Source organism: Agrobacterium sp. ES01 (assembly GCF_050320885.1).
In the GTDB taxonomy this organism is placed as follows: Bacteria; Pseudomonadota; Alphaproteobacteria; order Rhizobiales; family Rhizobiaceae; genus Allorhizobium.
Genome location: NZ_JBNQTH010000004.1, coordinates 479902 through 502616, shown reverse-complemented (window position 1 = coordinate 502616; position 22715 = coordinate 479902). Strand labels below are relative to the sequence as shown.

Annotated in this window: 19 protein-coding genes and 1 other RNA gene; 12 read left to right on the top strand and 8 right to left on the bottom strand. The window is 58.5% G+C overall.

Going from position 1 to position 22715, the window contains the following annotated elements; genetic code table 11:
• Window positions 1-9: 9 nt before the first annotated feature.
• From tilS to ACQQ2Q_RS15205, 4 genes are all read left to right on the top strand, one after another.
• A complete protein-coding gene (gene tilS / locus ACQQ2Q_RS15220) occupies window positions 10-1326 on the top strand; it encodes a tRNA lysidine(34) synthetase TilS (RefSeq protein ID WP_428187940.1) in 1317 nt (438 codons plus the stop codon).
• A 122-nt stretch (window positions 1327-1448) separates the two neighbouring features.
• The gene (gene ftsH / locus ACQQ2Q_RS15215; protein WP_428187939.1) at window positions 1449-3383 is read left to right on the top strand and encodes an ATP-dependent zinc metalloprotease FtsH; all 1935 of its coding nucleotides are present in this window, start codon (window positions 1449-1451) and stop codon (window positions 3381-3383) included.
• 256 nt (window positions 3384-3639) lie between these two features.
• On the top strand, window positions 3640-4995 hold the full coding sequence (gene glmM / locus ACQQ2Q_RS15210; RefSeq protein ID WP_428187938.1) for a phosphoglucosamine mutase: 1356 nt from the start codon (window positions 3640-3642) through the stop codon (window positions 4993-4995).
• Between the two features lie 20 nt (window positions 4996-5015).
• The gene (locus ACQQ2Q_RS15205; protein WP_428187937.1) at window positions 5016-6122 is read left to right on the top strand and encodes an alcohol dehydrogenase family protein; all 1107 of its coding nucleotides are present in this window, start codon (window positions 5016-5018) and stop codon (window positions 6120-6122) included.
• 92 nt (window positions 6123-6214) lie between these two features.
• Here the strand turns inward: ACQQ2Q_RS15205 and ACQQ2Q_RS15200 are convergent, their stop codons facing one another.
• A complete protein-coding gene (locus ACQQ2Q_RS15200; protein ID WP_428187936.1) occupies window positions 6215-6961 on the bottom strand; it encodes a YebC/PmpR family DNA-binding transcriptional regulator in 747 nt (248 codons plus the stop codon).
• A gap of 182 nt (window positions 6962-7143) precedes the next feature.
• On the opposite strand from ACQQ2Q_RS15200, the gene ACQQ2Q_RS15195 reads away from it, so the two are divergent.
• Window positions 7144-7644 (top strand): pyridoxamine 5'-phosphate oxidase family protein, encoded by a 501-nt coding sequence (locus ACQQ2Q_RS15195; RefSeq protein WP_428187935.1) that lies wholly within the window; start codon window positions 7144-7146, stop codon window positions 7642-7644.
• Window positions 7645-7697: 53 nt separating this feature from the next.
• Here ACQQ2Q_RS15195 and ACQQ2Q_RS15190 read toward each other — a convergent pair whose 3' ends face one another.
• The 3 genes from ACQQ2Q_RS15190 to ACQQ2Q_RS15180 form a co-directional block, all read right to left on the bottom strand.
• Window positions 7698-8525 carry an MBL fold metallo-hydrolase gene (locus ACQQ2Q_RS15190; RefSeq protein ID WP_428187934.1) on the bottom strand — a complete coding sequence of 276 codons (828 nt, stop codon included), beginning with the start codon at window positions 8523-8525 and terminating at the stop codon, window positions 7698-7700.
• 126 nt (window positions 8526-8651) lie between these two features.
• On the bottom strand, window positions 8652-9476 hold the full coding sequence (locus ACQQ2Q_RS15185) for a TIGR00282 family metallophosphoesterase (protein WP_428187933.1): 825 nt from the start codon (window positions 9474-9476) through the stop codon (window positions 8652-8654).
• An 11-nt stretch (window positions 9477-9487) separates the two neighbouring features.
• The gene (locus ACQQ2Q_RS15180; protein WP_428187932.1) at window positions 9488-10066 is read right to left on the bottom strand and encodes a 5-formyltetrahydrofolate cyclo-ligase; all 579 of its coding nucleotides are present in this window, start codon (window positions 10064-10066) and stop codon (window positions 9488-9490) included.
• Between the two features lie 180 nt (window positions 10067-10246).
• Here ACQQ2Q_RS15180 and ACQQ2Q_RS15175 point away from each other — a divergent pair, with 180 nt between their 5' ends.
• Complete coding sequence (locus ACQQ2Q_RS15175; protein WP_428187931.1) at window positions 10247-12280, top strand: methyl-accepting chemotaxis protein; 2034 nt, start codon at window positions 10247-10249, stop codon at window positions 12278-12280.
• Between the two features lie 209 nt (window positions 12281-12489).
• Here the strand turns inward: ACQQ2Q_RS15175 and ssrS are convergent.
• The 3 genes from ssrS to ACQQ2Q_RS15160 all read right to left on the bottom strand — a co-directional run bounded on the left by ssrS (window position 12490) and on the right by ACQQ2Q_RS15160 (window position 13428).
• Window positions 12490-12646, bottom strand: a non-coding RNA gene (ssrS, locus tag ACQQ2Q_RS15170) — 6S RNA.
• Between the two features lie 82 nt (window positions 12647-12728).
• Window positions 12729-13121: a cell division protein ZapA gene (locus tag ACQQ2Q_RS15165; protein ID WP_428187930.1), complete on the bottom strand. Its 393-nt coding sequence runs from the start codon at window positions 13119-13121 to the stop codon at window positions 12729-12731.
• A 34-nt stretch (window positions 13122-13155) separates the two neighbouring features.
• The gene (locus ACQQ2Q_RS15160; protein ID WP_428187929.1) at window positions 13156-13428 is read right to left on the bottom strand and encodes a DUF4164 domain-containing protein; all 273 of its coding nucleotides are present in this window, start codon (window positions 13426-13428) and stop codon (window positions 13156-13158) included.
• A gap of 349 nt (window positions 13429-13777) precedes the next feature.
• On the opposite strand from ACQQ2Q_RS15160, the gene tkt reads away from it, so the two are divergent.
• The 6 genes from tkt to ACQQ2Q_RS15130 all read left to right on the top strand — a co-directional run bounded on the left by tkt (window position 13778) and on the right by ACQQ2Q_RS15130 (window position 22478).
• Entirely contained in the window at window positions 13778-15760 is a 1983-nt protein-coding gene (gene tkt, locus ACQQ2Q_RS15155; protein ID WP_428187928.1) for a transketolase, read from the top strand.
• A gap of 80 nt (window positions 15761-15840) precedes the next feature.
• Complete coding sequence (gene gap / locus ACQQ2Q_RS15150) at window positions 15841-16845, top strand: type I glyceraldehyde-3-phosphate dehydrogenase (RefSeq protein ID WP_428187927.1); 1005 nt, start codon at window positions 15841-15843, stop codon at window positions 16843-16845.
• A 300-nt stretch (window positions 16846-17145) separates the two neighbouring features.
• Window positions 17146-18981: a potassium/proton antiporter gene (locus tag ACQQ2Q_RS15145; protein WP_428187926.1), complete on the top strand. Its 1836-nt coding sequence runs from the start codon at window positions 17146-17148 to the stop codon at window positions 18979-18981.
• Between the two features lie 84 nt (window positions 18982-19065).
• The gene (locus ACQQ2Q_RS15140; protein ID WP_428187925.1) at window positions 19066-20262 is read left to right on the top strand and encodes a phosphoglycerate kinase; all 1197 of its coding nucleotides are present in this window, start codon (window positions 19066-19068) and stop codon (window positions 20260-20262) included.
• Between the two features lie 174 nt (window positions 20263-20436).
• Window positions 20437-21462, top strand: a complete 1026-nt coding sequence (locus tag ACQQ2Q_RS15135) for a class I fructose-bisphosphate aldolase (protein ID WP_428187924.1) — start codon at window positions 20437-20439, stop codon at window positions 21460-21462.
• A 104-nt stretch (window positions 21463-21566) separates the two neighbouring features.
• Window positions 21567-22478 carry a PhzF family phenazine biosynthesis protein gene (locus ACQQ2Q_RS15130; RefSeq protein ID WP_428187923.1) on the top strand — a complete coding sequence of 304 codons (912 nt, stop codon included), beginning with the start codon at window positions 21567-21569 and terminating at the stop codon, window positions 22476-22478.
• Between the two features lie 5 nt (window positions 22479-22483).
• On the opposite strand, the gene ACQQ2Q_RS15125 is transcribed toward ACQQ2Q_RS15130, so the two are convergent.
• Window positions 22484-22639, bottom strand: a complete 156-nt coding sequence (locus ACQQ2Q_RS15125) for a hypothetical protein (RefSeq protein WP_428187922.1) — start codon at window positions 22637-22639, stop codon at window positions 22484-22486.
• Window positions 22640-22715 lie beyond the last annotated feature (76 nt).

Sequence of the window (22715 nt, the reverse complement as noted above, 5' to 3'; positions counted from 1 at the left end):
ACGTCTTAGATGACTGACGCACTTGCGCCCAACCTTGCAATCCGGCACTTCCTCGACAAGCTAGAAAAGCCCACCCGGCTTCTTGTCGCCATATCAGGCGGAAGCGACTCCACCGGCCTTCTTCACATTCTCCACAAAGAGATTTCCCAAGCACCATTTCCCCATGTGTCCCTGGCCGCTGCCACGGTTGACCATGCGCTGCGCCCCGAAGCCGCTGACGAAGCGCTTGAGGTCGCCAGTCTCTGCCGCACACGCGGTATTTCCCATGTCATTCGCCGGTGGGACGCGGATAAGCCAACGACCGGCATTTCTGCTGCGGCGCGCGAAGCGCGATATGCTCTGCTTGCCGATGCGGCCCGCGAACTGCAGGCAGATGCCATTGTTACCGGCCACACCCTGGATGACCAGATCGAAACCATTGCGATGCGCGCGACCCGCAGCAGCAGGCAAGACGATACCGGTCTGGCCGGAATGGCAGACGCCATGCTGTATAACCGCAGCATCTGGATCCTGCGTCCCCTGCTCAACTGCCGTCGCGTCGACATCAGGAATGTGCTGCGCGCGGACGGCATGGGCTGGATCGACGATCCGAGCAATGACGATCGCCATTACGAACGCGTGCGCACCCGCCAGGCAATCGCTGCCGACACCGACACCAACATCGATCAAAACGCCGGCGAACGGCGCAGGATGCTGGGAAAATCTGCGGCCGAACTTTTGCGCCGTCATGTGACTGCTTATGCCCAGACCGTCTTCCACCTGTCGCCTGACACGCTGCAATCCGACGCAACCGCTCTACGCCACGCCCTTGCGGCCCTGCTTTCTGTGGCGGGTGGACGCGCCTATCTGCCCGGCCGCGAAGCGATGGATCAAGTCATGCGTTTCATCGCCTCCACTAAGAGCGGACGGATGACCGCCGCCAGAACATTGCTGGTTCGCCACAAGAGCGGGCTGTTCCTGATGCGCGAGAGGCGCGGCGTAAAGTCGCTGGTCTTGCAACCCGGGGAGAACGCCATCTGGGATGGGCGCTTTCACATCACCAATAAGGGGTCAGAGCCGGCCACGGTCTCCGCCGACCGCACAGCGGAGATCCCGGACGACTGCGACACGCTGCCGCCGGGCATAAAAGCCCATATTACCGGCATTCTGCCGCATTTCTCGCATACGGCTGCACTTTCAACCTCAAGCGCATCGTTGAATGTCGATATCGCGTGCCGCCCGGTGCTCGGTGCTTATGATCGTTTCATGCCTGTTTTCGAGCTCGAACTCGCCAATGCCCTGGCGCAGTTGATCGGTGTGGAAAGCTGTTTGACGCCGCCTCTTTAGAGGTTATTGACGGAAAACACATTCGTGTTGCTGTTTACCTTGGCAAGGCGACAGTGCGAACCTATGTTAGGGACGATATCAGCGGCGCATTACTGCATGCCGCGCATGCTCCGGGGAGTTCAATGAACCCAAATTTTAGAAACTTCGCGCTCTGGGCGATAATCGCGCTCCTGCTGATTGCACTTTTCAGCATGTTCCAGACGACACCGTCCACGTCCAGCTCCCGTGAGATTCCGTATTCGCAGTTCCTGCGCGAAGTGGATTCCGGTCGCGTTCGCGACGTCACTGTAACCGGCAACAAGATCGCCGGCACCTATTCGGAAAACGGCACCGCTTTCCAGACCTATTCACCGGTCGTGGATGACAGCCTGCTGGAACGCCTTCAGTCCAAGGATGTGATGATTGTCGCACGTCCGGAAACTGACGGTTCCTCAGGCTTCCTGAGCTATGTCGGCACGCTTCTGCCGATGCTGCTGATCCTCGGTGTCTGGCTGTTCTTCATGCGCCAGATGCAGGGTGGATCCCGCGGTGCCATGGGCTTTGGAAAATCCAAGGCCAAGCTTCTGACCGAAGCGCATGGCCGTGTGACGTTTGAAGACGTCGCAGGCGTGGATGAAGCCAAGCAGGACCTGGAAGAAATCGTGGAATTTCTGCGCGACCCGCAGAAGTTCCAGCGCCTTGGCGGCCGCATTCCACGCGGTGTTCTTCTGGTTGGCCCTCCCGGTACCGGTAAGACGCTTCTGGCCCGCTCCGTTGCCGGCGAAGCCAATGTGCCCTTCTTCACGATTTCCGGTTCGGACTTCGTTGAAATGTTCGTCGGTGTCGGCGCAAGCCGTGTCCGCGACATGTTCGAACAGGCCAAGAAGAACGCACCTTGCATCATCTTCATCGACGAAATCGATGCTGTCGGTCGCCATCGTGGCGCCGGTCTTGGCGGCGGCAATGACGAGCGCGAACAGACGCTCAACCAGTTGCTGGTCGAGATGGATGGCTTCGAGGCCAATGAAGGCATCATCCTGATCGCAGCCACCAACCGTCCCGACGTGCTCGACCCAGCGCTTTTGCGTCCGGGCCGCTTCGACCGTCAGGTCGTCGTGCCGAACCCGGATATCGTTGGACGCGAGCGCATCCTCAAGGTCCATGCCCGCAACGTGCCGCTGGCACCGAATGTCGACCTCAAGGTTCTGGCACGCGGCACCCCCGGCTTCTCCGGTGCGGATCTGATGAACCTCGTCAACGAAGCAGCCCTGATGGCCGCCCGCCGCAACAAGCGTGTTGTCACCATGGCCGAATTCGAAGATGCCAAGGACAAGATCATGATGGGTGCGGAGCGCCGCTCGTCCGCCATGACCGAAGCCGAAAAGAAGCTGACTGCCTATCACGAAGCCGGCCACGCAATCACCGCACTCCACGTGCCGGTTGCCGATCCGCTTCACAAGGCGACCATCATTCCACGCGGCCGTGCACTCGGCATGGTCATGCAGTTGCCTGAGGGCGACCGCTACTCGATGAGCTACAAGTGGATGGTATCGCGCCTCGTCATCATGATGGGTGGACGTGTTGCGGAAGAGCAGACCTTCGGCAAGGAAAACATCACGTCCGGTGCATCCTCGGATATCGAGCAGGCGACCAAGCTCGCACGCGCCATGGTCACCCAGTGGGGCTTCTCCGATATCCTCGGTCACGTTTCCTATGGTGAAAACCAGCAGGAAGTGTTCCTCGGTCACTCGGTCTCGCAGTCGAAGAACGTGTCGGAATCGACCGCTCAGAAGATCGACAGCGAGGTTCGCCGCCTGATCGATGAGGCCTATACGGAAGCGACCCGCATCATCACCGAAAAGCACGACGAATTCGTCATTCTGGCCGAAGGCCTGCTCGAATACGAAACGCTGTCCGGTGACGAGATCAAGAAGCTGATCGCTGGCGAAAAGCCAACGCGCGACAACGGCGACGATTCCACGCCGACCCGTGGTTCAGCTGTCCCGTCTGCCGGTGCCAAGAACGATACGCCAAAGGGTGGCGAAGCCGAAGGTGGTCTGGAACCCCAGCCGCACTGAGCCTAAGCTTCACGCCACAATCGAGGCCGTCCGTCGTTTACCGACGGGCGGCCTTTTTCTTGACAGCGGTCATCTCATCCAGAAACCAGTCGTCCTCAGTAACGGGATGTAAGCAGAGTTTGCGCGAATTTACGTGCCGACGAGTACAATTTGTGGCATGAGCGGCCTTATAAAAGCCTGCTATATAGGCGGAACAACACACGCTGCCGCTCGACAGGGCCGCGGCAGCGCAGACAAGACAATAACGGGAGTGCACATGACACGTCGCTATTTCGGAACCGACGGTATTCGCGGAGAGTCCAACCTGTTTCCGATGACGCCGGATATTGCCATGCGGGTCGGCATCGCCGTTGGCACGATTTTCAGGCGCGGCGAACACCGCCATCGCGTTGTCATCGGCAAGGACACCCGCCTGTCCGGCTACATGCTGGAAAATGCGCTCGTGGCCGGTTTTACCGCAGCCGGGCTTGATGTCTTCCTTCTCGGCCCGATCCCGACACCGGCCGTCGCCATGCTCACCCGTTCGCTGCGCGCCGATGTGGGCGTTATGATCTCCGCCTCGCACAATCCCTTTGCCGACAACGGCATCAAGCTTTTCGGCCCAGATGGTTACAAGCTGTCGGACGAAATCGAGACGACAATCGAGGACCTGCTCGACCAGGACTTCCAGGCGCAGCTCGCCCCTGCCCACGAAATCGGCCGGGCCAAGCGCGTGGAAGGCGACATCTATCGCTATATCGAATTCGTAAAGCGCACGCTGCCGCGCGACGTGACGCTGCATGGCCTGCGCGTGGCGCTCGACTGCGCCAATGGTGCAGCCTACAAGGTCGCCCCGCTGGCCCTGTGGGAACTGGGTGCCGAAGTGGTCACCATCGGCAATGAGCCGAATGGTACCAATATCAATTTCGAATGCGGCTCCACCCATCCCTCCGCGCTGCAGAAGAAGGTCCATGAAACCCGCGCCGATATCGGCATTGCGCTGGACGGCGACGCCGACCGCGTGATCATCGTCGATGAGAACGGTGCCATCATCGATGGCGACCAGTTGATGGCCGTGATTGCCGAATTCTGGGCCAATGACCAGTTGCTGAAAGGCGACGGGATCGTTGCGACGGTGATGTCCAATCTCGGCCTCGAACGCTTCCTCGGCGACAAGGGCCTGTCGCTGGCGCGCACCAAGGTGGGCGACCGTTATGTCGTTGAACATATGCGTCGCAACAATTTCAATGTCGGCGGCGAGCAGTCCGGCCATATCGTGCTGTCGGACTTTGGCACCACCGGCGACGGTCTCGTGGCAGCGCTGCAGATCCTGGCAGCCGTCAAGCGCACGGGCAAGACAGTCAGCGAAATCTGCAACCGCTTCGAGCCCGTTCCGCAGCTCTTGCGCAATGTACGCTATGCCGGCGGAAAGCCGCTGGAAGACAAGCGGGTCAAACAGGCGATCAAGGATGCTGAAGCCGAACTGGCAACCTCCGGTCGCCTCGTCATCCGTCCATCCGGCACGGAGCCGCTGATCCGCGTGATGGCCGAAGGTGACGATCGCAGCCAGATCGAGCGGATCGTCAACGATCTTGTCGGCGTTATTGCAGGTGCCAAAAGCGCGGCAGCCTGACAAAAAAGGAGGTGCGCAGCATGAGCTGTCAAACGAAGCGCCCCTCCCCTCCAGATCTGCCAGCGACCATGCAAGCCATCGTCACGACCGGCACCGGCGGCTACGACAAGCTTGAACTTCAGACCGTGCCGATCCCTGAGCCGGCAAGGGGCGAAGTCTTGCTGCGGGTTCTGGCAGCCGGGGTCAACAACACCGAAATCAATACGCGCCTGGGCTGGTATTCCGCATCGGTGCGCACCGGTACGGAGGGCGCAGGTGAAGATCCACCGACACCCCGCGACGATGGCGGTTGGAACAAGACCACGCCCTTTCCCTTCATCCAGGGAACCGATTGCTGCGGCGAAGTCGTCAAGGTCGCCGCAGACGGTGACAAGAGCCTGATCGGCGCAAGAGTGCTGGTGCGCGCCTGCATGCGCCCGAAAGGTTTTGCCTCCATGGACAACATCTGGATGGGGTCCGATTTCGACGGAGCCTTCGCGCAATTCGTGAAAGTGCCGGCGCAGGAAGTATTTCCCATCGAGTGTCCGTGGACGGATGCCGAGCTCGCGACCATTCCCTGCGCCTATGGCACCGCTGAAAACATGGTTCACCGCGCCGGCATCTCCAAAGATATGCGCGTGCTGATCACCGGCGCCTCCGGCGGCGTGGGCTCGGCTGCGGTTCAACTGGTCAAACGTCGCGGTGCGGAGGTGGTCGCCATCTCCACCAAGGCCAAGCACGATGCGATCCGGGCAATCGGTGCCGATCGCATGATTGATCGCAATGCGGATGCTGTTGAGCTTCTGGGCGAAGAAAGCATCGACGTCGTCATCGACAATGTCGCCGGCTCCGGTTTCGGTGCCATGCTCAAGCTGTTGAAGCGCGGCGGCACCTATGTGTCTTCGGGCGCAATCGCCGGTCCGCTGGTCGAGTTGGATATGCGGACCTTCTATCTGAAGAACCTGATGCTGATCGGTTGCACGGCCTGGGACGAAGCGGTCTTTCCCAACCTTGTCTCCTACATCGAGCGCGGAGAGATCCGTCCTCTGCTGGAGCGCACCTATCCGCTCGAGCAGATCGCCGATGCCCAGCGCGACTTCCTGCAGAAACGCCATGTCGGCAAGATCGTTCTCATTCCGCCAGCCTGACAGGGACGGGTGACTGTGAAAGCAGTCAGGCAGACACGAAAAAGCCCGGCATCCTGAGACACCGGGCTTCGGCATTCACGTCATATCAAGGCTTAAGCCGAAAGCTTGGCCATGACTTCATCGTCGACTTCGAAGTTCGAATAGACGTTCTGCACGTCATCATCGTCTTCCAGCGTATCGATGAGCTTCATCAGCGAAATCGCTTTTTCCTCGTCGACAGGAATAGTGTTCTGGGGACGCCAGATGGCCTTCACCGACTCAGCTTCACCAAGAGCTTCTTCAAGCGCCTTGGAAACCTCTCCGATATCCTCAAACGCGCAATAGATGCTGTGGCCGTCCTCGCTGGAGGCAACGTCTTCGGCACCGGCCATGATGGCAGCTTCCATGACAGCATCAGCATCGCCAACCTCTTCCTTGTAGACGATTTCTCCCACATGGTCGAAGGAGAAGGAAACAGATCCGGTTTCGCCCAACGCACCGCCGGCCTTGGAAAAGGTCGAGCGCACCGAGGATGCGGTCCGGTTGCGGTTGTCCGTCAGCGCCTCAACGATGACGGCAACGCCGCCCGGTCCATAGCCTTCGTAGCGGATCGCATCATAAGTCTCGGCATCCGCACCCGACGCCTTCTTGATGGCACGGTCGATGTTGTCCTTGGGCATGGACTGCGCCTTGGCGTTCTGGACGGCCAGACGCAGCGCCGCGTTCATGGACGGGTCGGGCAAGCCTGACTTCGCAGCAACGGTGATTTCGCGCGCAAGCTTGGAGAACATTTTGGAACGGATACCGTCCTGCTTCCCCTTGCGATGCATGATATTTTTAAACTGTGAATGGCCAGCCATGGCACCCCTGATCACGTCTCTGTTTTGAATGAGCGCCTTATAGAAGTGATGGAGCCTTCATTCAAGGGCATCGGGCAAATCGGTCGATTTGGAATGGTGCAAAGTTACTTGTCCCATCCGTGGAACATAGACGGCCCGCTTCCGTTTTTGTGGTGAAACTCCGCAAGAAGAAGGAATTTGAAATGGTCAGTCTGTCAAAGGCACGCGAAGAACCGGTAAAGCAGCTCTGGGAAGAGATCGACGGCGTTCATGCCGGTATGTTGGGTCTGTCAGGCACCGACATGCACATGCAACCCATGGCGCCGTTTGCCGATCCTCAGGCCAATACGATCTGGTTCTACGTCAAGAAAGATTCCGATCTGATGCAGAAGCTGCGCCCCGGCGCCCGCGCGCATTTTTGCGTCATCGGGAAGGACCACGACTATCACGCCTGCCTGAGCGGCACCCTGACCGAGCGCAAGTCCAAGGACAAGATCGATGAATACTGGAGTTCGGTCGTTGACGCCTGGTTTGAAGGCGGCAAGCAAGATCCGACGCTCACGATGATCGCGCTTCACATTGACGATTGCGAATTCTGGGCTTCGACCGGAAACCCGTTGCGCTTCGGTTGGGAAATCGCCAAGGCCAATCTCAAGGACGAAGCGCCCGATGTCGGCGTCCACAGCAAGCTGTCCTTCGCCTGACATCGAAACCGATCCATCAACAAGGCCCGCGTGGAAGTTCCGCGCGGGCTTTTCTACATCATGCCGCGCAGGACGAGGATAAGTGGCTTGTCCGGCAAGTTCCGCATGGACACAGTGACCGCAGCGCTGTCGGAAATGCTCACATCGAACTTGCCGTCGAACATGGCAAGAAAGCTTGCAAGCGGCGGTCCCGGTCTGTGCATGGGCAGGATCAGCGCTGAACGCAGACGCTGAATGACAAGGCTCATGCTTTGCGCGCCCATCGTCAGACCGCCATCGACCGGAACCATCACGATGTCCAGACGGCCAATTTCGGCATAATGCGCATCCGTCAGTTCGTGGTGCAGATGGCCGAGATGACCGATACATAATCCGGCAATCTCGAATATGAAGATCGAGTTTCCGTTCTCCTCGAACCCGCCATAGGAGCGGATGTCTGTGGAGACATTCCGGATATAGGTGTCGCCAAGTGTCAGATGATGACTTACCTTCTCGCCCGGCACATCGGCCCAGCCATGCAGCACATGACGGATACCCGGATCGGGGTTGAGCGTGAAATGGCTGGAATGCGCCTTGTTCATGGTGACCACATCGGGTCTGAGCGGTGAACGGAGCCAGCCATTATAGTCGGTGGCAATGGATACTCCGCCCGGACTTTCAATCAAAAACGTCGAATGCCCGAGAAAGGAAATCGTCACATCTTCAGCGAAGTCCGCGGGCAGCGCAGACGTCTTCGGCGTGAAGTTCGCAAACATCACCTTCGGCAGGTTTTGCGCAATAAGCTGACATTGGCTGACGGGCGGACGGTCCTCCTGAGCTGCCACTGGGACAGTCAGTATCATCAGACCCGTAAAAGCCAAGGCAAGTATCCGCAGCATCATGCCGCTCCCGCGCCGTCAACCAATGGACTACAGGATGCGGGAGCGGCGCACATCGGTAAAGGTGCGATGCGGAAAGTTATCCTCACATTTTTGTCATCCGCATCGCATGACGTTTGCGAAGATGGATCAGCGCCAGAAAGAGGGAATGTTCTCCGCGAGCCTCGGCCCGATCCGGAGCGGCTCGATTTTCTCGGCCAGACCTGTCCTGTCGGAGATCTCCACGCCGACACCGCAAATGGTGGCAGGCCCATTGGCCGCCTCGAACCGACCTTTCGGCATTTTCGAGATAAAGCGGTTGAGCGGCTCTTCCTTGTCCATCCCCAGCGACGAGTCATAATCGCCGCACATGCCGGCATCCGACATATAGGCCGTGCCGCCGTTCAGGATCTGGTGATCTGCCGTTGGAACATGCGTATGGGTTCCAACGACGAAGCTCGCACGGCCATCGACGAAATGGCCGAAGCACTGCTTTTCACTCGTGGCTTCCGCATGAAAATCGAACACGATGGCATCGGCCTGTTCCTTCAGCGGGCATGCGGCCAGAATGGCTTCTGCTGATTTGAAGGGGTCGTCCAGTTCCGGATGCATGAAGACGCGGCCCATGATATTGGCCACCAGGACCCGCGCACCGTTGCGGGCGTAATACACGCTGGAGCCGCGGCCGGGCGTGCCTGCGGGATAATTGGCCGGACGCAGGAACTGGTCATGGCGTTCGCAATAGGAAATCGCTTCCTTCTGGTCCCAGACGTGATTTCCCGTGGTCACCACATCGGCACCGGCATTGATCGTTTCGAGAAAAATATCCTCGGTGATACCAAAGCCACCAGCGGCATTCTCACCATTGACGATCACGAAATCGAGCTTCAGGTCGGACACCAGACCCGGCAGACGGTTCCAAACCGCTGTACGTCCGGTCTTTCCAACCATGTCACCCAGGAATAGCAGCCTCATTTTCAGCCCCGTTAAATCGAAAGATTGCGCAATCCGCTTTCGGTCAGGATCGCGTCGAGGCCAACGTCATGCGGTTCAAACGGCACTTCTGGCACTTCCTGGCAGTCAAATGCAACGCCGATCAGCACCGGATTGGCACCTTTTGCTCTTAAACGGGCAATGGCGCGGTCATAATGACCGGCTCCATAGCCAATTCGATTGCCCCTCGCGTCGAATGCGGCAAGCGGCATCAGCATGATCTCGGGATCGAGAACCTCAGCCTCCGGTCCCGGACCACGCGTCCCGAAGCCGGTGGACACCAGTTCTGCACCCGGCAACAACGCGCGAAACACAATCGTCTCCCGGTCAATGACAACCGGTAAACAAAGGCGCGCGCCCCGCGCCTTGAGCTTGCCCATCAATGGCCGCACATCGACTTCAGAGCGAATCGGGAAAAAACCGGAAATGATGGCACCGGGATCGAACGTGATTGCGTCGCCCGCGTGATCGGCCATGGCAAGGCTGGCCTCGATGCGGACTTCCGCATTGATTGCATCTCTGAGCGCCAACCGTTCGGTGCGGATCAGAGCCTTGGCTTGCCTGTTGTCCATCTCATCATTCCCTGAAAGACTGGTGCCCTTATCCAATGGCGCACATTTCTTTGCAAGGATGCGACGAACGAAAGGCCAATGCGATGCAACAGGGCCGTGTAATTAATATGTACGCACACTCAAATTTAACGAATGAGATTTATTATTCGGACATCGAATTCAACGTTGGGGTTTTTGCAGATGAGGGTTTTCTCCCGCTTCGGACTGGTCAGCACCATTACGGCCACCGCAATCATCATTTTGATGGCCGCACTTGGCGCGGTCGCGATCGCCATTTCAGGCAGCATCGACGACCGCATTGCCCAGCAGGCGATTGACGGGCAGAATGCCAGCTTGCGCACAGCCGCGACGATCGCCGAACGCGACCTGCCGGGCACCAAGGTGACCTGGGGTCAGGACGGCAATGTGGAGAAGATCGTTGCCGAAAGCATTCCGGCATCCTTCGAAAACCACGACATGATCGACACGGTTGGCCGTATGACCGGTCAGACCGCCACGATCTTCGGTTGGGACGAAGAGAGCAAGGATTTCTGGCGCCGCACCACCAACATCGTCAAGCCGGACGGAAAACGCGCCGTCGGCACGCCGCTCGGCCAGACGGGTGCCGTTTACCCGGTCCTGACGCAGGGCAAGACATTCCGCGGTCAGGCCGTCATTCTGGGCACACCTTATTATACAGTATATGAGCCCATCTTCTCGCCGGCCGGCAAGGTCATCGGCATTCTCTACGCCGGTGTCGGCGCAGCCGAAATCGACAGTGTTGCCCACCAGATGGCCCTGGTCATCGGGGTGACCGCGCTGATCACGCTGATCGTCGCTGCCGGGATCATGACCTTCGTCGCCCGCAAGGTCATGGGCCCATTGCCGAAGCTGACCGGTGTTGCCAGCAAGCTGGCGGATGGCCGTCTCGACATCGAAATTCCGCATCAGGACTACCGCAACGAAATCGGTGCGCTGGCGCGTGCCCTGTCGGTCCTGCATGAAAACACGCTGCAAAAGAAGCAGCTTGAAGAACAGGCCGCCACCAGCCGTGACGAAAACGAACAGGCTGCACGCGACCGTGAGGCCGAAAAGGCTGAAGAAGCAAGCCGCACGGAGGCAGCTGTTTCTGTGCTGGCAAACGGTCTTAACCGTCTGAGCGAAGGCGATTTGACCGTCCGCATCAATGATCCTTTCAGCGGCGGTCTCGAAAAGCTGCGCATCGACTTCAACAACTCGGTCGAAAAGCTCAACGACACACTGGCCCAGCTCAATCAGGAAAGCAGCGGCATTCAGGCCAATGCGTCGGAAATGCGCTCTGCAACCGAGGATCTTTCCAAGCGCACAGAACAGCAGGCTGCATCTCTTGAGGAAACATCCGCAGCGCTCGACGAAATCACGTCTACCGTGAAGAGTTCGTCCGAACGTGCCGAAGAAGCCTCTGAAATGGCGCAGGCTGCCCGCAAGAGCACCGAAAACTCGAGCAAGGTGGTATCCGACGCCGTCGAGGCCATGGGCCGCATCGAAAACGCCTCCAACGAGATTTCCAAGATTATCAACGTGATCGACGAAATCGCGTTTCAGACCAACCTTCTGGCCCTGAATGCCGGTGTCGAAGCTGCCCGCGCTGGCGAAGCCGGCAAGGGATTTGCAGTCGTCGCCCAGGAAGTTCGCGAACTGGCTCAACGCTCTGCCAACGCGGCCAAGGACATCAAGGCGCTCATCACCAAATCCGGTGAGGAAGTGTCAGGCGGCGTCTCGCTTGTGCGCGCCACCGGCGAAGCCCTTGGCACAATCTCCCAGCAGGTGGCCAGCATCAACGACCATATCGGCTCCATCGCCCGCGCTGCCCGCGAACAGGCAACCGGCCTGCAGGAAGTCAACACCGCGGTCAATCAGATGGATCAGTTCACCCAGAAGAACGCAGCCATGGTTGAAGAGACAACAGCCGTGACCCACCGTCTGGCCGACAGCGCAACAGCGCTTGCGACACTGGTCAATCAGTTCTCCACGACGGGCGGAACGACCGCACCGAGCGCGGGCTTCGCACCTTCTCGCCCGGCACCGGCCCCTGTCTACCGCTCTGCCCCGGCTGCACGCGGTCCGGTCGCAGCTCCGGTCAATGCAAAGCCGAAATCCTCTCCGGCGCGCAACATGGTCAACAGCCTCGCCAAGGCTTTCACCCCCGCCAAGAGTTCCGGCGGTAGCGCTGCAGCCGACTGGGAAGAATTCTGATCCCGTAAACCACCATTTGAACCTCTCATAACAAAGGCCCCGTATCCACGATATGGGGCCTTTGTTATGGGTCTTCGAGCACAAGCCCGACAGACTGAAAATTCTCATCCGAAGAGCGAGCCAAGCTATTATGGCGACGGCGCCGGAATGCAGCGGCCTGTCGCGACGCGCGGCACCGGCCTGCCAGGTCGATGCAAAAAACAAGGGAAGTACGATCCACGCAACCGATGGAGTTTTACGATCCTGGGTGCCTACAAAGTAGGTGGGCGCCGTGTAACCAAGCCCACGGGCCTGATCAGGGACAGCTCCCAATGGATCGAGTATGGCCCCAGGGATTGTTTTTCCTGTCGAGAGGCGCAGACCGCATAACCGATATAGGCTTATTCGAAGCCGCATACCAGAGGCGGCCCCACTGAGCGCGATAATAAATTCGCGCCGAGAGCGGGCGTCAGCTTTCCACCGTTTCCGCCTTGTCGACACTTGCCTGACCGTTAAGCTTGCGCGTCAGGCTGTTCAGTCGTGCGGTGAGTTCTGTTACCGCTTGTGTCAGCGCCTCTTCCTTGCGCGCATATTCTTCGGCAGCGCCGTCCTGACCGCTGCGCAAGCTTGCCAGTTCCGTTTCAAGCCCTGAAACCTTTCTGGTGACTTCAGACAGCTCGTCCATGACCATGATGCCGGCCATGACGGTAATGCGCAGATCGCCAATCTCGCCAAACTGGCTTTTCAGATGGCCGACATAGCGATCGAAATCGGTTGCCAGAGAGATCAGGTGATCTTCCTGGCCCTCCTCGCAAGCCATTCGATAGGCTTTTTCATCGATCGTGACTGTAACTTGCGCCATTCTTCCATCCGCATTCCGCCGCCGCACGGCCGATTTACTTGTCGAGAACCGCCCGGATTGTTTCCATCGCGGTCACCAGTCGCCGCGAAACCTCGCGATTGACCTCTTCCAGTCGGTTGGCCCGAAACTCGGATTGATCCAGTTCCTGGGCAAGCCGGGCGCGATCGACATGCACACGTTTGATCTCGCCTTCGGCCTCACCGTTTTCACGGCGGATCTCAGCGCGCATATCTATTGCGTTTTCCAGACCTGAAATGGCCTGTGCCAAGGCGCCAAGCGCCGCGTCAACCTTGCTCTGTGTCGGCATTCGTTAGCCCGGCCCTCGTGAAAAAGGTCACCGAATCGACCCGTAATGATGGTGTGGTGGTATATAAGAGTAGCTGTGGCCAACCGCGTGCGTCAACAAAACCAGAGGTCCATTCGGGTGTGTTATCTGTGGACGGAGGCCGGAAAGTGGCAAACGACAAATTCAGGCGGCGGTATTCACATTTCCATAATCTAACCTACCTCTAACAGGAGGTGCATCATATCGAACCGGCACAGCGCCGCGACGCGCCCTTTTATTGACTTGGCTGCCCTACCTGCTATGGATCAGCCGCCTTAGACGGTCCACGGTTGGGGCCGCCATTCTACGATCAGAAACAAGCGGAAAAGCCATGATTTCTCCTGAAAAATACCAAAGGATGGCGAATGCGATCCGTTTCCTCTCAATGGATGCAGTGGAAAAGGCCAATTCTGGCCACCCGGGCATGCCAATGGGGTGTGCAGACATCGCGACGGTTCTCTTTACTCGATACCTGAAATTTGACCCCAAGGCGCCCAACTGGCCAGACCGCGACCGTTTCGTGCTGTCGGCAGGCCATGGCTCCATGCTTCTCTATTCTCTCCTCTACCTTACGGGTTATGAGGATATGACGATCGAGGACATCAAGCAGTTCCGTCAGCTCGGCTCCAAGACAGCCGGACACCCCGAATACGGCCACGCATCCGGCATCGAAACCACCACAGGCCCTCTGGGCCAGGGTATCGGCAATGCTGTCGGCATGGCCATTGCCGAGCGCAAGCTCGAAGCCGAATTCGGTAGCGACCTGCAGAACCATTATACCTATGCGATCTGCGGTGACGGCTGCCTTATGGAAGGCATCAGCCACGAAGCGATCACGCTCGCCGGTCACCTGAAGCTCAACAAGCTGGTGCTCATCTGGGACAACAACTCCATCACCATCGATGGCGCTGTCAGCCTTTCCGATTCGACCAACCAGATCGCCCGTTTCAAAGCGGCAAACTGGAACACCATCGAAATCGACGGCCACGATCAGGACGAGATCGCATCCGCGATCGAAACTGCTCAGAAGTCCGACCGCCCGACATTCATTGCTGCCAAGACCACGATCGGTTTTGGCGCACCCAACAAGGCCGGCACGCACAAGGTGCATGGTTCACCGCTGGGCGCAGACGAAATTACAGCCGCCCGCAAGGCGCTGGACTGGGACGCAGAAGCCTTCGTCGTTCCAGCTGACGTTCTCGACGCCTGGCGTCTGGCGGGCCTTCGCTCGACCAAGGCCCACAAGGAGTGGGAAGAGCGCCTGGCCGCCACACCTTCGGAGACCAAGGCAGAATTCCAGCGCCGCTTTGCCGGTGATCTGCCCGGCGGTTTCGATACCGCCATCGACACGCTCAAGAAGAAGATTGCCGAAGACAATCCGACTGTTGCAACCCGCAAGGCGTCGGAGAATGTTCTCGAACTCGTCAACGGTCTTCTGGCGGAAACGCTGGGTGGTTCTGCCGACCTGACACCGTCCAACAACACCAAGACAAGCCAGATGGACTCGATCACCCCGACGGATTTCTCCGGTCGCTATATGCATTGGGGCATTCGCGAACACGCCATGGCGGCGGCCATGAACGGCGTCGCCCTTCACGGCGGCCTCATTCCTTACGCCGGTGGCTTCCTGATCTTCTCCGATTACTGCCGTCCATCCGTTCGTCTGGCGGCCCTGATGGGTATTCGTGTCATCCATGTCTGGACTCATGACTCCATCGGCGTTGGCGAAGATGGCCCGACCCACGAACCGGTTGAGCAGATGGCATCGCTGCGCGCCATTCCGGGGCTGGTGATGTTCCGTCCGGCCGACGAAACCGAAACGGCCGAGTGCTGGCAGCTGGCGCTGAAGCAGCATGACCGTCCCTCGGGCCTGGCGCTCACCCGCCAGAACCTGACACCGGTACGCAAGGTCTACGAAGAAAAGAACCTTTGCTCCTACGGCGCCTACGAGCTTGTATCGGCAAGCGATGCCAAGGTCTCGATCTTCGCCTCCGGATCGGAAGTGGAAATCGCGGTCAAGGCGCAGGAAATGCTGTCGCAAAAGGGCATCGCTGCCCGTGTCGTCTCGGTACCAAGCTTCGAACTGTTCTTTGAACAGTCCAAGAAGTATCAGGAAGCCATCATCGGCACCGCACCGGTCAATATCGGCATCGAAGCGGCTGTGCGCGAAGGCTGGGATCAGATCATCGGTCGCGATGGCATCTTCATCGGCATGAAGTCCTTCGGCGCCTCTGGCCCCGCCAAGGAACTCTACAAGCATTTCGGCATCACCGCCGAGGCTGCTGTCGAAGCAGCTCAAGCCAAGCTGGCTTGATTGTTGATCTGCCGCAAGGACTGATGTCCTTGCGGCCCTTATTCATAAACAAGTATCCGTCTATTCCGGGAGACACTGCAATGACTGTAAAAGTTGCCATCAACGGTTTTGGCCGTATCGGCCGTAACGTCCTGCGCGCCATCATCGAGTCGGGTCGTACCGACATCGAAGTCGTGGCCATCAACGACCTCGGCCCGGTCGAGACCAATGCTCACCTGCTGCGTCATGACAGTGTCCACGGCAAGTTCCCGGCCACGGTCAAGGTCGAAGGCGAAAGCATCGTCATCGACGGCGGCAAGCCGATCAAGGTAACGGCGATCCGCGACCCCAAGGACCTGCCATGGGCCGACGTCGATATCGCGATGGAATGCACAGGCATCTTCACCTCCAAGGAAAAGGCATCGCTGCATCTTTCCAACGGTTCCAAGCGTGTTCTCGTCTCGGCTCCGTCTGATGGCGCCGACAAGACCATCGTGTTCGGCGTAAACCACCAGTCGCTGACCAAGGACGACCTCGTTGTCTCCAACGCGTCTTGCACCACCAACTGCCTGGCACCGGTCGCCTATGTCTTGCACAAGGCATTCGGCATCGAAAAAGGCTACATGACGACCATTCATTCCTACACGGGTGACCAGCCAACGCTGGATACGATGCACAAGGATCTCTACCGAGCCCGCGCCGCAGCGCTCTCCATGATCCCGACATCGACTGGCGCCGCCAAGGCTGTCGGTCTCGTGCTGCCGGAACTGAAGGGCAAGCTCGACGGTTCCTCGATTCGCGTGCCAACGCCGAACGTCTCGGTCGTTGACCTGAAGTTCGTGCCATCGCGCAATGTCACCGCCGAAGAAGTCAATGCTGCCATCAAGACCGCTGCCGAAGGCGAGTTGAAGGGCATCCTGGCCTATTCCGACGAGCCGCTGGTGTCCGTCGACTTCAACCATGACGCTCACTCGTCGAGCTTCGCCTCCGCCCAGACCAAGGTGCTGGACGGCAACTTCGTGCGCATCCTGTCCTGGTATGACAACGAGTGGGGCTTTTCCAACCGCATGGCCGACACAGCTGTCGCCATGAGCAAGCTCATCTAATTGTTTCTGGCCTGAAAAGGTCGGTATCTTAAAAAGATCGGAAGGCGGCGCGGAAAACTTCGCGCCGCCTTTTTATCGTCTCAAGACAGGGGAGAACCGGAACGACACGCCGGACCAAGTCCGATAGCGGCAGGCATTGAAAAAATGCGTTGGAAATAACGTATTGTTGACAGCTGCCTCAACACTGCCAAGCTTGACGTCTAAGGGTACGGAAACGACACTTACCCGCCTTGATGTGACTCGCGCCCCCTGTTCGGGAGAGGCGGAGCACTTCCACCCCATACTGCAGAGGTTACCGGATTGGACGCATTTTATCTCATCACACTTGTGTTGACCGCGCTGATCCTGCTTGCCGCCTTTTCAAGCCTGCTCGCCTTTCGTTTTGGCGCACCTTTGCTGCTTCTTTTCCTGCTGATCGGCCTTCTGGCCGGGGTGGATGGGCTGGGCATTGATTTTTCCAGCAACGAGACGGCCTATGCGGTCGGCTCCATCGCTCTCTCCGTCATCCTGTTCGATTCCGGGTTCAGAACCTCGCTGCAGTCCTTCAGGATTGCAGCCTTCCCGGCAATCACCATGTCGAGTGTCGGGGTCCTTTTGACGACTGGCCTTTTTGGCCTGTTGGCAAGCTATCTGATTGGCTTCTCGCTACTCGAAGGCATGCTGCTGGGTGCCATCGTCTCGTCCACCGATGCGGCGGCTGTGTTCTTTCTGCTGCGTATCGGCGGCATTCATATTCGTGAGAAAGTGCGATCCACGCTGGAGGTGGAATCCGGCACCAACGACCCTATGGCGATCTTCCTGACGATTGCCATCGTGTCGCTTCTGTCTGAAGGCGGGGCTGAAGCAGACTTGAACTTCGGCCTGGTAAAGCTGTTCATCCAGCAGATGGGCATGGGCCTGCTGCTGGGGCTGATCGGCGGCTACATTATCGTTTTCATCGTCCGTCACCTGCGCATAGAGCGCGGTCTGCTGCCGATCATCGTGCTGGCACTCTCGCTCGCAGTGTTCTCATACACCGGTGCAGTCGGCGGCAGTGGCTTCCTGGCGGTCTATGTCGCGGGCATTTTCACCGGCAACAAGAAGATCCCCGCAAACTCGTCGATCTCGCGATTTCAGGATGGCATGACCTGGCTTGCACAGATCGTCATGTTCCTCATTCTGGGGCTTCTGGCAACGCCGTCACAATTCACCGTGATCCTCTTGCCCGCAGTGCTGCTGGCCCTGTTCCTCGTCTTCATCGCTCGCCCTCTTGCCGTCTGGCTCTGCCTTTTGCCTTACGACTTCACCCAGAAGGAAACGACCTTCATAGCCTGGGTGGGCCTGCGCGGCGCGGTCTCAATCCTACTTGCGATCCTGCCCATCCTCGGCGGCCTCGAAAATGGCCAACTATACTTCAACATCACCTTCATTGTGGTGATGATGTCACTGGCGATCCAGGGCTGGACCATCAAGCCACTGGCCAAGGCCCTGCGCCTCATCATCCCGCCGCGCATGGGCGCGGTGGAGAAATACGAGCTCGACCTTCCAGGTGCCGCCAATCACGAACTGATCTCCTACCGCGTTGCGCCCAACAGCCCGATCTTGAGTGGTGGCCGCATTCCGCGCTGGTCCATGCCCTCGCTTGTCATTCGCGACGGCAAGTCCATGCGCTACCAATATGCCGGTCGGCTGCGCGAAAACGACCAGGTCTATCTGTTCGTCGCCCCCGGCTATTCCCATCTGCTCGACCGTCTGTTTGCCGAAAAGGCAAACCTCAACGCGGACGACAACGAGTTTTTCGGCATGTTTGCAATCTCGCCGGCAAGACCTGTCGAGGAGCTTGAAGCAGCCTATGGACCGGGCCTGATCAGCGAAGGCGACAAGGGCAAGACTGTCGGGGAGTTCTTTGAAGCCAAGCTTGGCGGACGCCCGGAATATGCGGATCGGCTGCGCGTTGGCAATGTGATCCTCATCGTGCGCGATACCGATGAAAATGGCCATGTCGCCTCCGTCGGCATATCGCTCGAGGCCGTGACCCGGTCGACCAACGTGCCGATATTCCTCAACATGCGCGAACTGGTACACAGTTTTCGTGACGCAGTACGCCGCTACCGCGCCCGCCGTCATAGGGATGTGCCGGACGAAAAATCCTCCTGATTGCCTTGCACCGGAATATGAGCGGTGTAAGGTCCGCCCCGTTTCGACCAATACAGAGCAACCATCATAACGACGGGTATTTTCATGCCGGCTTTCAAGACACTTGACGACCTCTCCGACATCGCGGGCAAGCGCGTGCTCGTCCGTGTGGACCTCAATGTTCCGATGAAAGACGGAAAGGTGACCGATGCAACCCGCATAGAGCGCGTGGCCCCCACCATTCAGGAACTGTCGAACAAGGGCGCAAAGGTCATCCTGCTTGCTCATTTCGGCCGCCCGAAGGGTGAAGTCGTCGCCGATATGTCGTTGAAACTGGTTGCGCCAGCCGTCGAGGAAGTGCTCGACCAGCACGTCGCCTTCGCCAGCGATTGCATTGGCGCTCCCGCCACTGAGGCCATCGCGAAAATGGGCAATGGCGATATCCTGCTGCTGGAAAACACCCGCTTCCACAAGGGCGAAGAAAAGAACACGCCTGAATTCACAGCCCGTCTGGCAGAAAATGGCGACCTCTATGTGAATGACGCCTTCTCCGCAGCCCACCGTGCCCACGCCTCGACCGAGGGGCTTGCGCATCATTTGCCAGCCTATGCAGGGCGCACCATGCAGGCTGAGCTTGAAGCCCTGGAAAAGGGCCTCGGCAAACCTGAGCATCCGGTTGTGGCCATTGTCGGCGGCGCCAAGGTTTCAACCAAGATCGACCTGCTGCAAAACCTCGTCACGCGGGTCGATGCGCTCGTGATCGGTGGCGGCATGGCCAATACCTTTATCGCCGCACAGGGCATTGATGTCGGCAAGTCGCTCTGCGAACACGATCTGGCAGACACCGCAAAGGCAATCATGGCCGAAGCCGAGAAATCCGGCTGCGCCATTGTTCTGCCGCTGGACGGCGTTGTCGCGCGCGAGTTCAAGGCAGACGCCGACAATGAAATCGTCGACATTCACGCCATCCCGGCCGACGCCATGATGCTGGATGTCGGACCGAAATCGGTAGACGCCGTCAACGAATGGATCTCCAAGGCAGCAACACTCGTCTGGAACGGTCCGCTCGGCGCATTCGAGATTTCCCCCTTCGACAGGGCAACGGTCTCAGCCGCCAAACACGCAGCAGAACAGACAAGGGCCGGTAATCTGGTGTCCGTCGCCGGCGGCGGTGACACTGTCTCTGCACTCAACCATGCAGGCGTCGCAGACGACTTTACCTATGTCTCGACTGCCGGTGGTGCCTTCCTCGAATGGATGGAAGGCAAGGAACTTCCAGGCGTCGCCGTCCTCCACGGCTGACAGGGTTTTGAGGCGGGTTGGACATGTTTTCGGCCTGCCTCACACCAAGCTTGAAAAATACTTGTAGACTTTCAAACGATTGAAACGATTTCAATCGTTTCAATAACTTAGCCCGCCATTTTCCTGCCGCTAAACTTCTGGTATCGCGCTTGTATCTTGGATGTGGAGAAAGCTATGAGTGAACGTCTCGAAGACATTGCCGAAAAGATGATGGCCGACGGCAAGGGATTGCTGGCCGCAGACGAGTCCACCTCGACGATTAAGAAACGTTTCGACAGCATCGACCTTGAATCCACCGAAACCTCGCGTCGCGACTATCGCGAGATGCTGTTTCGTACGGACGAAGCGATGAAGAAGTGCATCTCAGGCGTCATCATGTTTGAAGAGACGCTGTTTCAAAAGGCAGCCGACGGCACTCCCTTCGTCGATCTCATCAAGGCAGCCGGCGCGGTCCCCGGCATCAAGGTCGATACCGGCGCAAAGCCCATGGCAGCCTTTCCCGGAGAGACCATCACGGAAGGCCTCGACGGTCTGCGCGAGCGTCTTGGCGACTATTACAAGGCCGGCGCCCGCTTTGCCAAATGGCGCGGCGTGATCACCATCTCCGAAGGCCTTCCGACCTGGGGATCGATCAAGGCGAACTCCCAGGCACTGGCCCGCTATGCGGCGCTCTGCCAGGAAGCCGGCATCGTGCCGATCGTCGAACCGGAAGTCCTGATGGACGGCAAGCCCGGCACCCACTCCATCGAGACCTGCTACGAAGTCACCGAAAAGGTGTTGCAGACGGTCTTTGCCGATCTTTTTGATGCACGTGTCATGCTCGAAGGGATGATCCTGAAGCCCAACATGGTCATCGACGGCAAAAATGCCCGCAAGGCATCTGTCGATCAGGTTGCCGAAATGACGGTAAAGCTGCTGAAGCGCAACGTCCCCTCTGCCGTACCCGGCATTGCCTTCCTCTCCGGCGGCCAGAGCTCGGAAGAAGCGACGGCGCATCTCTCCGCCATGAATTCCGGCTATGATCTTCCCTGGGCGCTGACCTATTCCTATGGCCGTGCTCTGCAGGAAGATGCACTGAAAGCCTGGGGCGGCAAGACGGAAAACGTCGCCGCTGGACAGCGCGCCTTTAACCACCGCGCCCACATGAACAGCCTGGCTGCCAAGGGGAACTGGAAGAAGGAACTGGAAAAGGCTGCCTGAACGCACCAGTCCGGTCCGGATTTATTGTTGTGATGACAAAAAGCCCCGTTCGAACGGGGCTTTTTTCATTGTAGCGTGGAAAGCCTGATCCCAGGAAAGAGCCGATGCCGCATTATCCCTTCACAACTGTCGATGTCTTCACCACCAAGCGCTTCGGCGGCAATCCGCTGGCGGTCATCACCGATGCCCGTGGTTTGACCAGCAAGGCGATGCAGGCAATCGCAGCGGAATTCGGCTATGCGGAAACCACCTTCGTCTTGCCACCGGAAAACCCAGCGCATTCCGCTCAAATACGCATTTTTACGCCAGTGACGGAAGTCCCCTTTGCAGGTCACCCCAATGTCGGAACTTCATTCGTCCTCGGCCATCAGAAGGACATCTTCGGCAAGCCTCCCGGCGAACGACTGATCTTCGAGGAGGCTGCCGGACTGGTGGAGATCGACCTTGTCCGTGAAGGCGGCAGGTTGAGCAGCAGCATTCGTGCGCCAAGACAGCTTTCCCTCGGCAGCAGCGTTGATGTCGATCTTGTTGCGCGCTGCGCATCATTGGCGGTCGGCGACATCGACTTGAGCAATCATGCGCCCCTCTTCCTCTCTGTGGGTCTTAAATTTGTGGTGGCCGAGGTGACCGATCTGGATGCACTCGGCAGGGCACAGCCGGTAAAATCGGTCTTTCTGGAGGGCGTACAGCGCTATCCTCATGAAGAAAGCGATTTCGCCCTTTTCCTCTACACGAGACTAAAGGGCGACAGCCATTTACGCGCCCGCATGTTTGCACCGCTCGACAACGTGAGCGAAGATCCCGCGACCGGAAGCGCCTCGGCTGCGCTTGCCGCCTTCCTCTCAACGCTTCGCGAGCCCGGAAAAGAGTGCATGGACATTCTGATCGAACAGGGTGTGGAAATGGGACGACCGAGCGAAATCCGACTATCTGTTCGCAAGCGCGAAGACGGAGATCGCGATGTGCGCATCTCCGGCAACAGCGTGTACGTGATGTCCGGGACGATTGAAGTGTGAAGGCATCAGGGCCGCAGCAGCAGTGTCAGTGACCAGATCAAAAAGGCGATCAACGCGATTTTCCAGAAGTCGCTTCGCCGTCTAAGCCCGGGAAACCCGAGCGGTTTTATAATCTGCACGGCCATGGCAAGGATAAGAAACAGGCCTATTACTTTGGTCATGAATGTCCTTCGCTCTTGGCCTTTCCCGTAGACCGGATACAGTCCCGGGTCAAAATGAACCCCGCAAAAGATTCGC

Excerpts from the sequence above, each read along its gene's own strand:
- ACQQ2Q_RS15175 (WP_428187931.1), top strand. The coding sequence starts at position 10,247 with ATGAGGGTTTTCTCCCGCTTCGGACTGGTCAGCACCATTACGGCCACC.
- glmM (WP_428187938.1), top strand. The coding sequence starts at position 3,640 with ATGACACGTCGCTATTTCGGAACCGACGGTATTCGCGGAGAGTCCAAC.
- ACQQ2Q_RS15130 (WP_428187923.1), top strand. The coding sequence starts at position 21,567 with ATGCCGCATTATCCCTTCACAACTGTCGATGTCTTCACCACCAAGCGC.
- tilS (WP_428187940.1), top strand. The coding sequence starts at position 10 with ATGACTGACGCACTTGCGCCCAACCTTGCAATCCGGCACTTCCTCGAC.
- ACQQ2Q_RS15185 (WP_428187933.1), bottom strand. The coding sequence starts at position 9,476 with ATGAGGCTGCTATTCCTGGGTGACATGGTTGGAAAGACCGGACGTACA.
- ACQQ2Q_RS15200 (WP_428187936.1), bottom strand. The coding sequence starts at position 6,961 with ATGGCTGGCCATTCACAGTTTAAAAATATCATGCATCGCAAGGGGAAG.
- ACQQ2Q_RS15135 (WP_428187924.1), top strand. The coding sequence starts at position 20,437 with ATGAGTGAACGTCTCGAAGACATTGCCGAAAAGATGATGGCCGACGGC.
- ACQQ2Q_RS15165 (WP_428187930.1), bottom strand. The coding sequence starts at position 13,121 with ATGGCGCAAGTTACAGTCACGATCGATGAAAAAGCCTATCGAATGGCT.
- ACQQ2Q_RS15140 (WP_428187925.1), top strand. The coding sequence starts at position 19,066 with ATGCCGGCTTTCAAGACACTTGACGACCTCTCCGACATCGCGGGCAAG.
- tkt (WP_428187928.1), top strand. The coding sequence starts at position 13,778 with ATGATTTCTCCTGAAAAATACCAAAGGATGGCGAATGCGATCCGTTTC.
- gap (WP_428187927.1), top strand. The coding sequence starts at position 15,841 with ATGACTGTAAAAGTTGCCATCAACGGTTTTGGCCGTATCGGCCGTAAC.
- ACQQ2Q_RS15205 (WP_428187937.1), top strand. The coding sequence starts at position 5,016 with ATGAGCTGTCAAACGAAGCGCCCCTCCCCTCCAGATCTGCCAGCGACC.
- ACQQ2Q_RS15125 (WP_428187922.1), bottom strand. The coding sequence starts at position 22,639 with ATGACCAAAGTAATAGGCCTGTTTCTTATCCTTGCCATGGCCGTGCAG.
- ACQQ2Q_RS15195 (WP_428187935.1), top strand. The coding sequence starts at position 7,144 with ATGGTCAGTCTGTCAAAGGCACGCGAAGAACCGGTAAAGCAGCTCTGG.
- ftsH (WP_428187939.1), top strand. The coding sequence starts at position 1,449 with ATGAACCCAAATTTTAGAAACTTCGCGCTCTGGGCGATAATCGCGCTC.
- ACQQ2Q_RS15190 (WP_428187934.1), bottom strand. The coding sequence starts at position 8,525 with ATGATGCTGCGGATACTTGCCTTGGCTTTTACGGGTCTGATGATACTG.
- ACQQ2Q_RS15180 (WP_428187932.1), bottom strand. The coding sequence starts at position 10,066 with ATGGACAACAGGCAAGCCAAGGCTCTGATCCGCACCGAACGGTTGGCG.
- ACQQ2Q_RS15160 (WP_428187929.1), bottom strand. The coding sequence starts at position 13,428 with ATGCCGACACAGAGCAAGGTTGACGCGGCGCTTGGCGCCTTGGCACAG.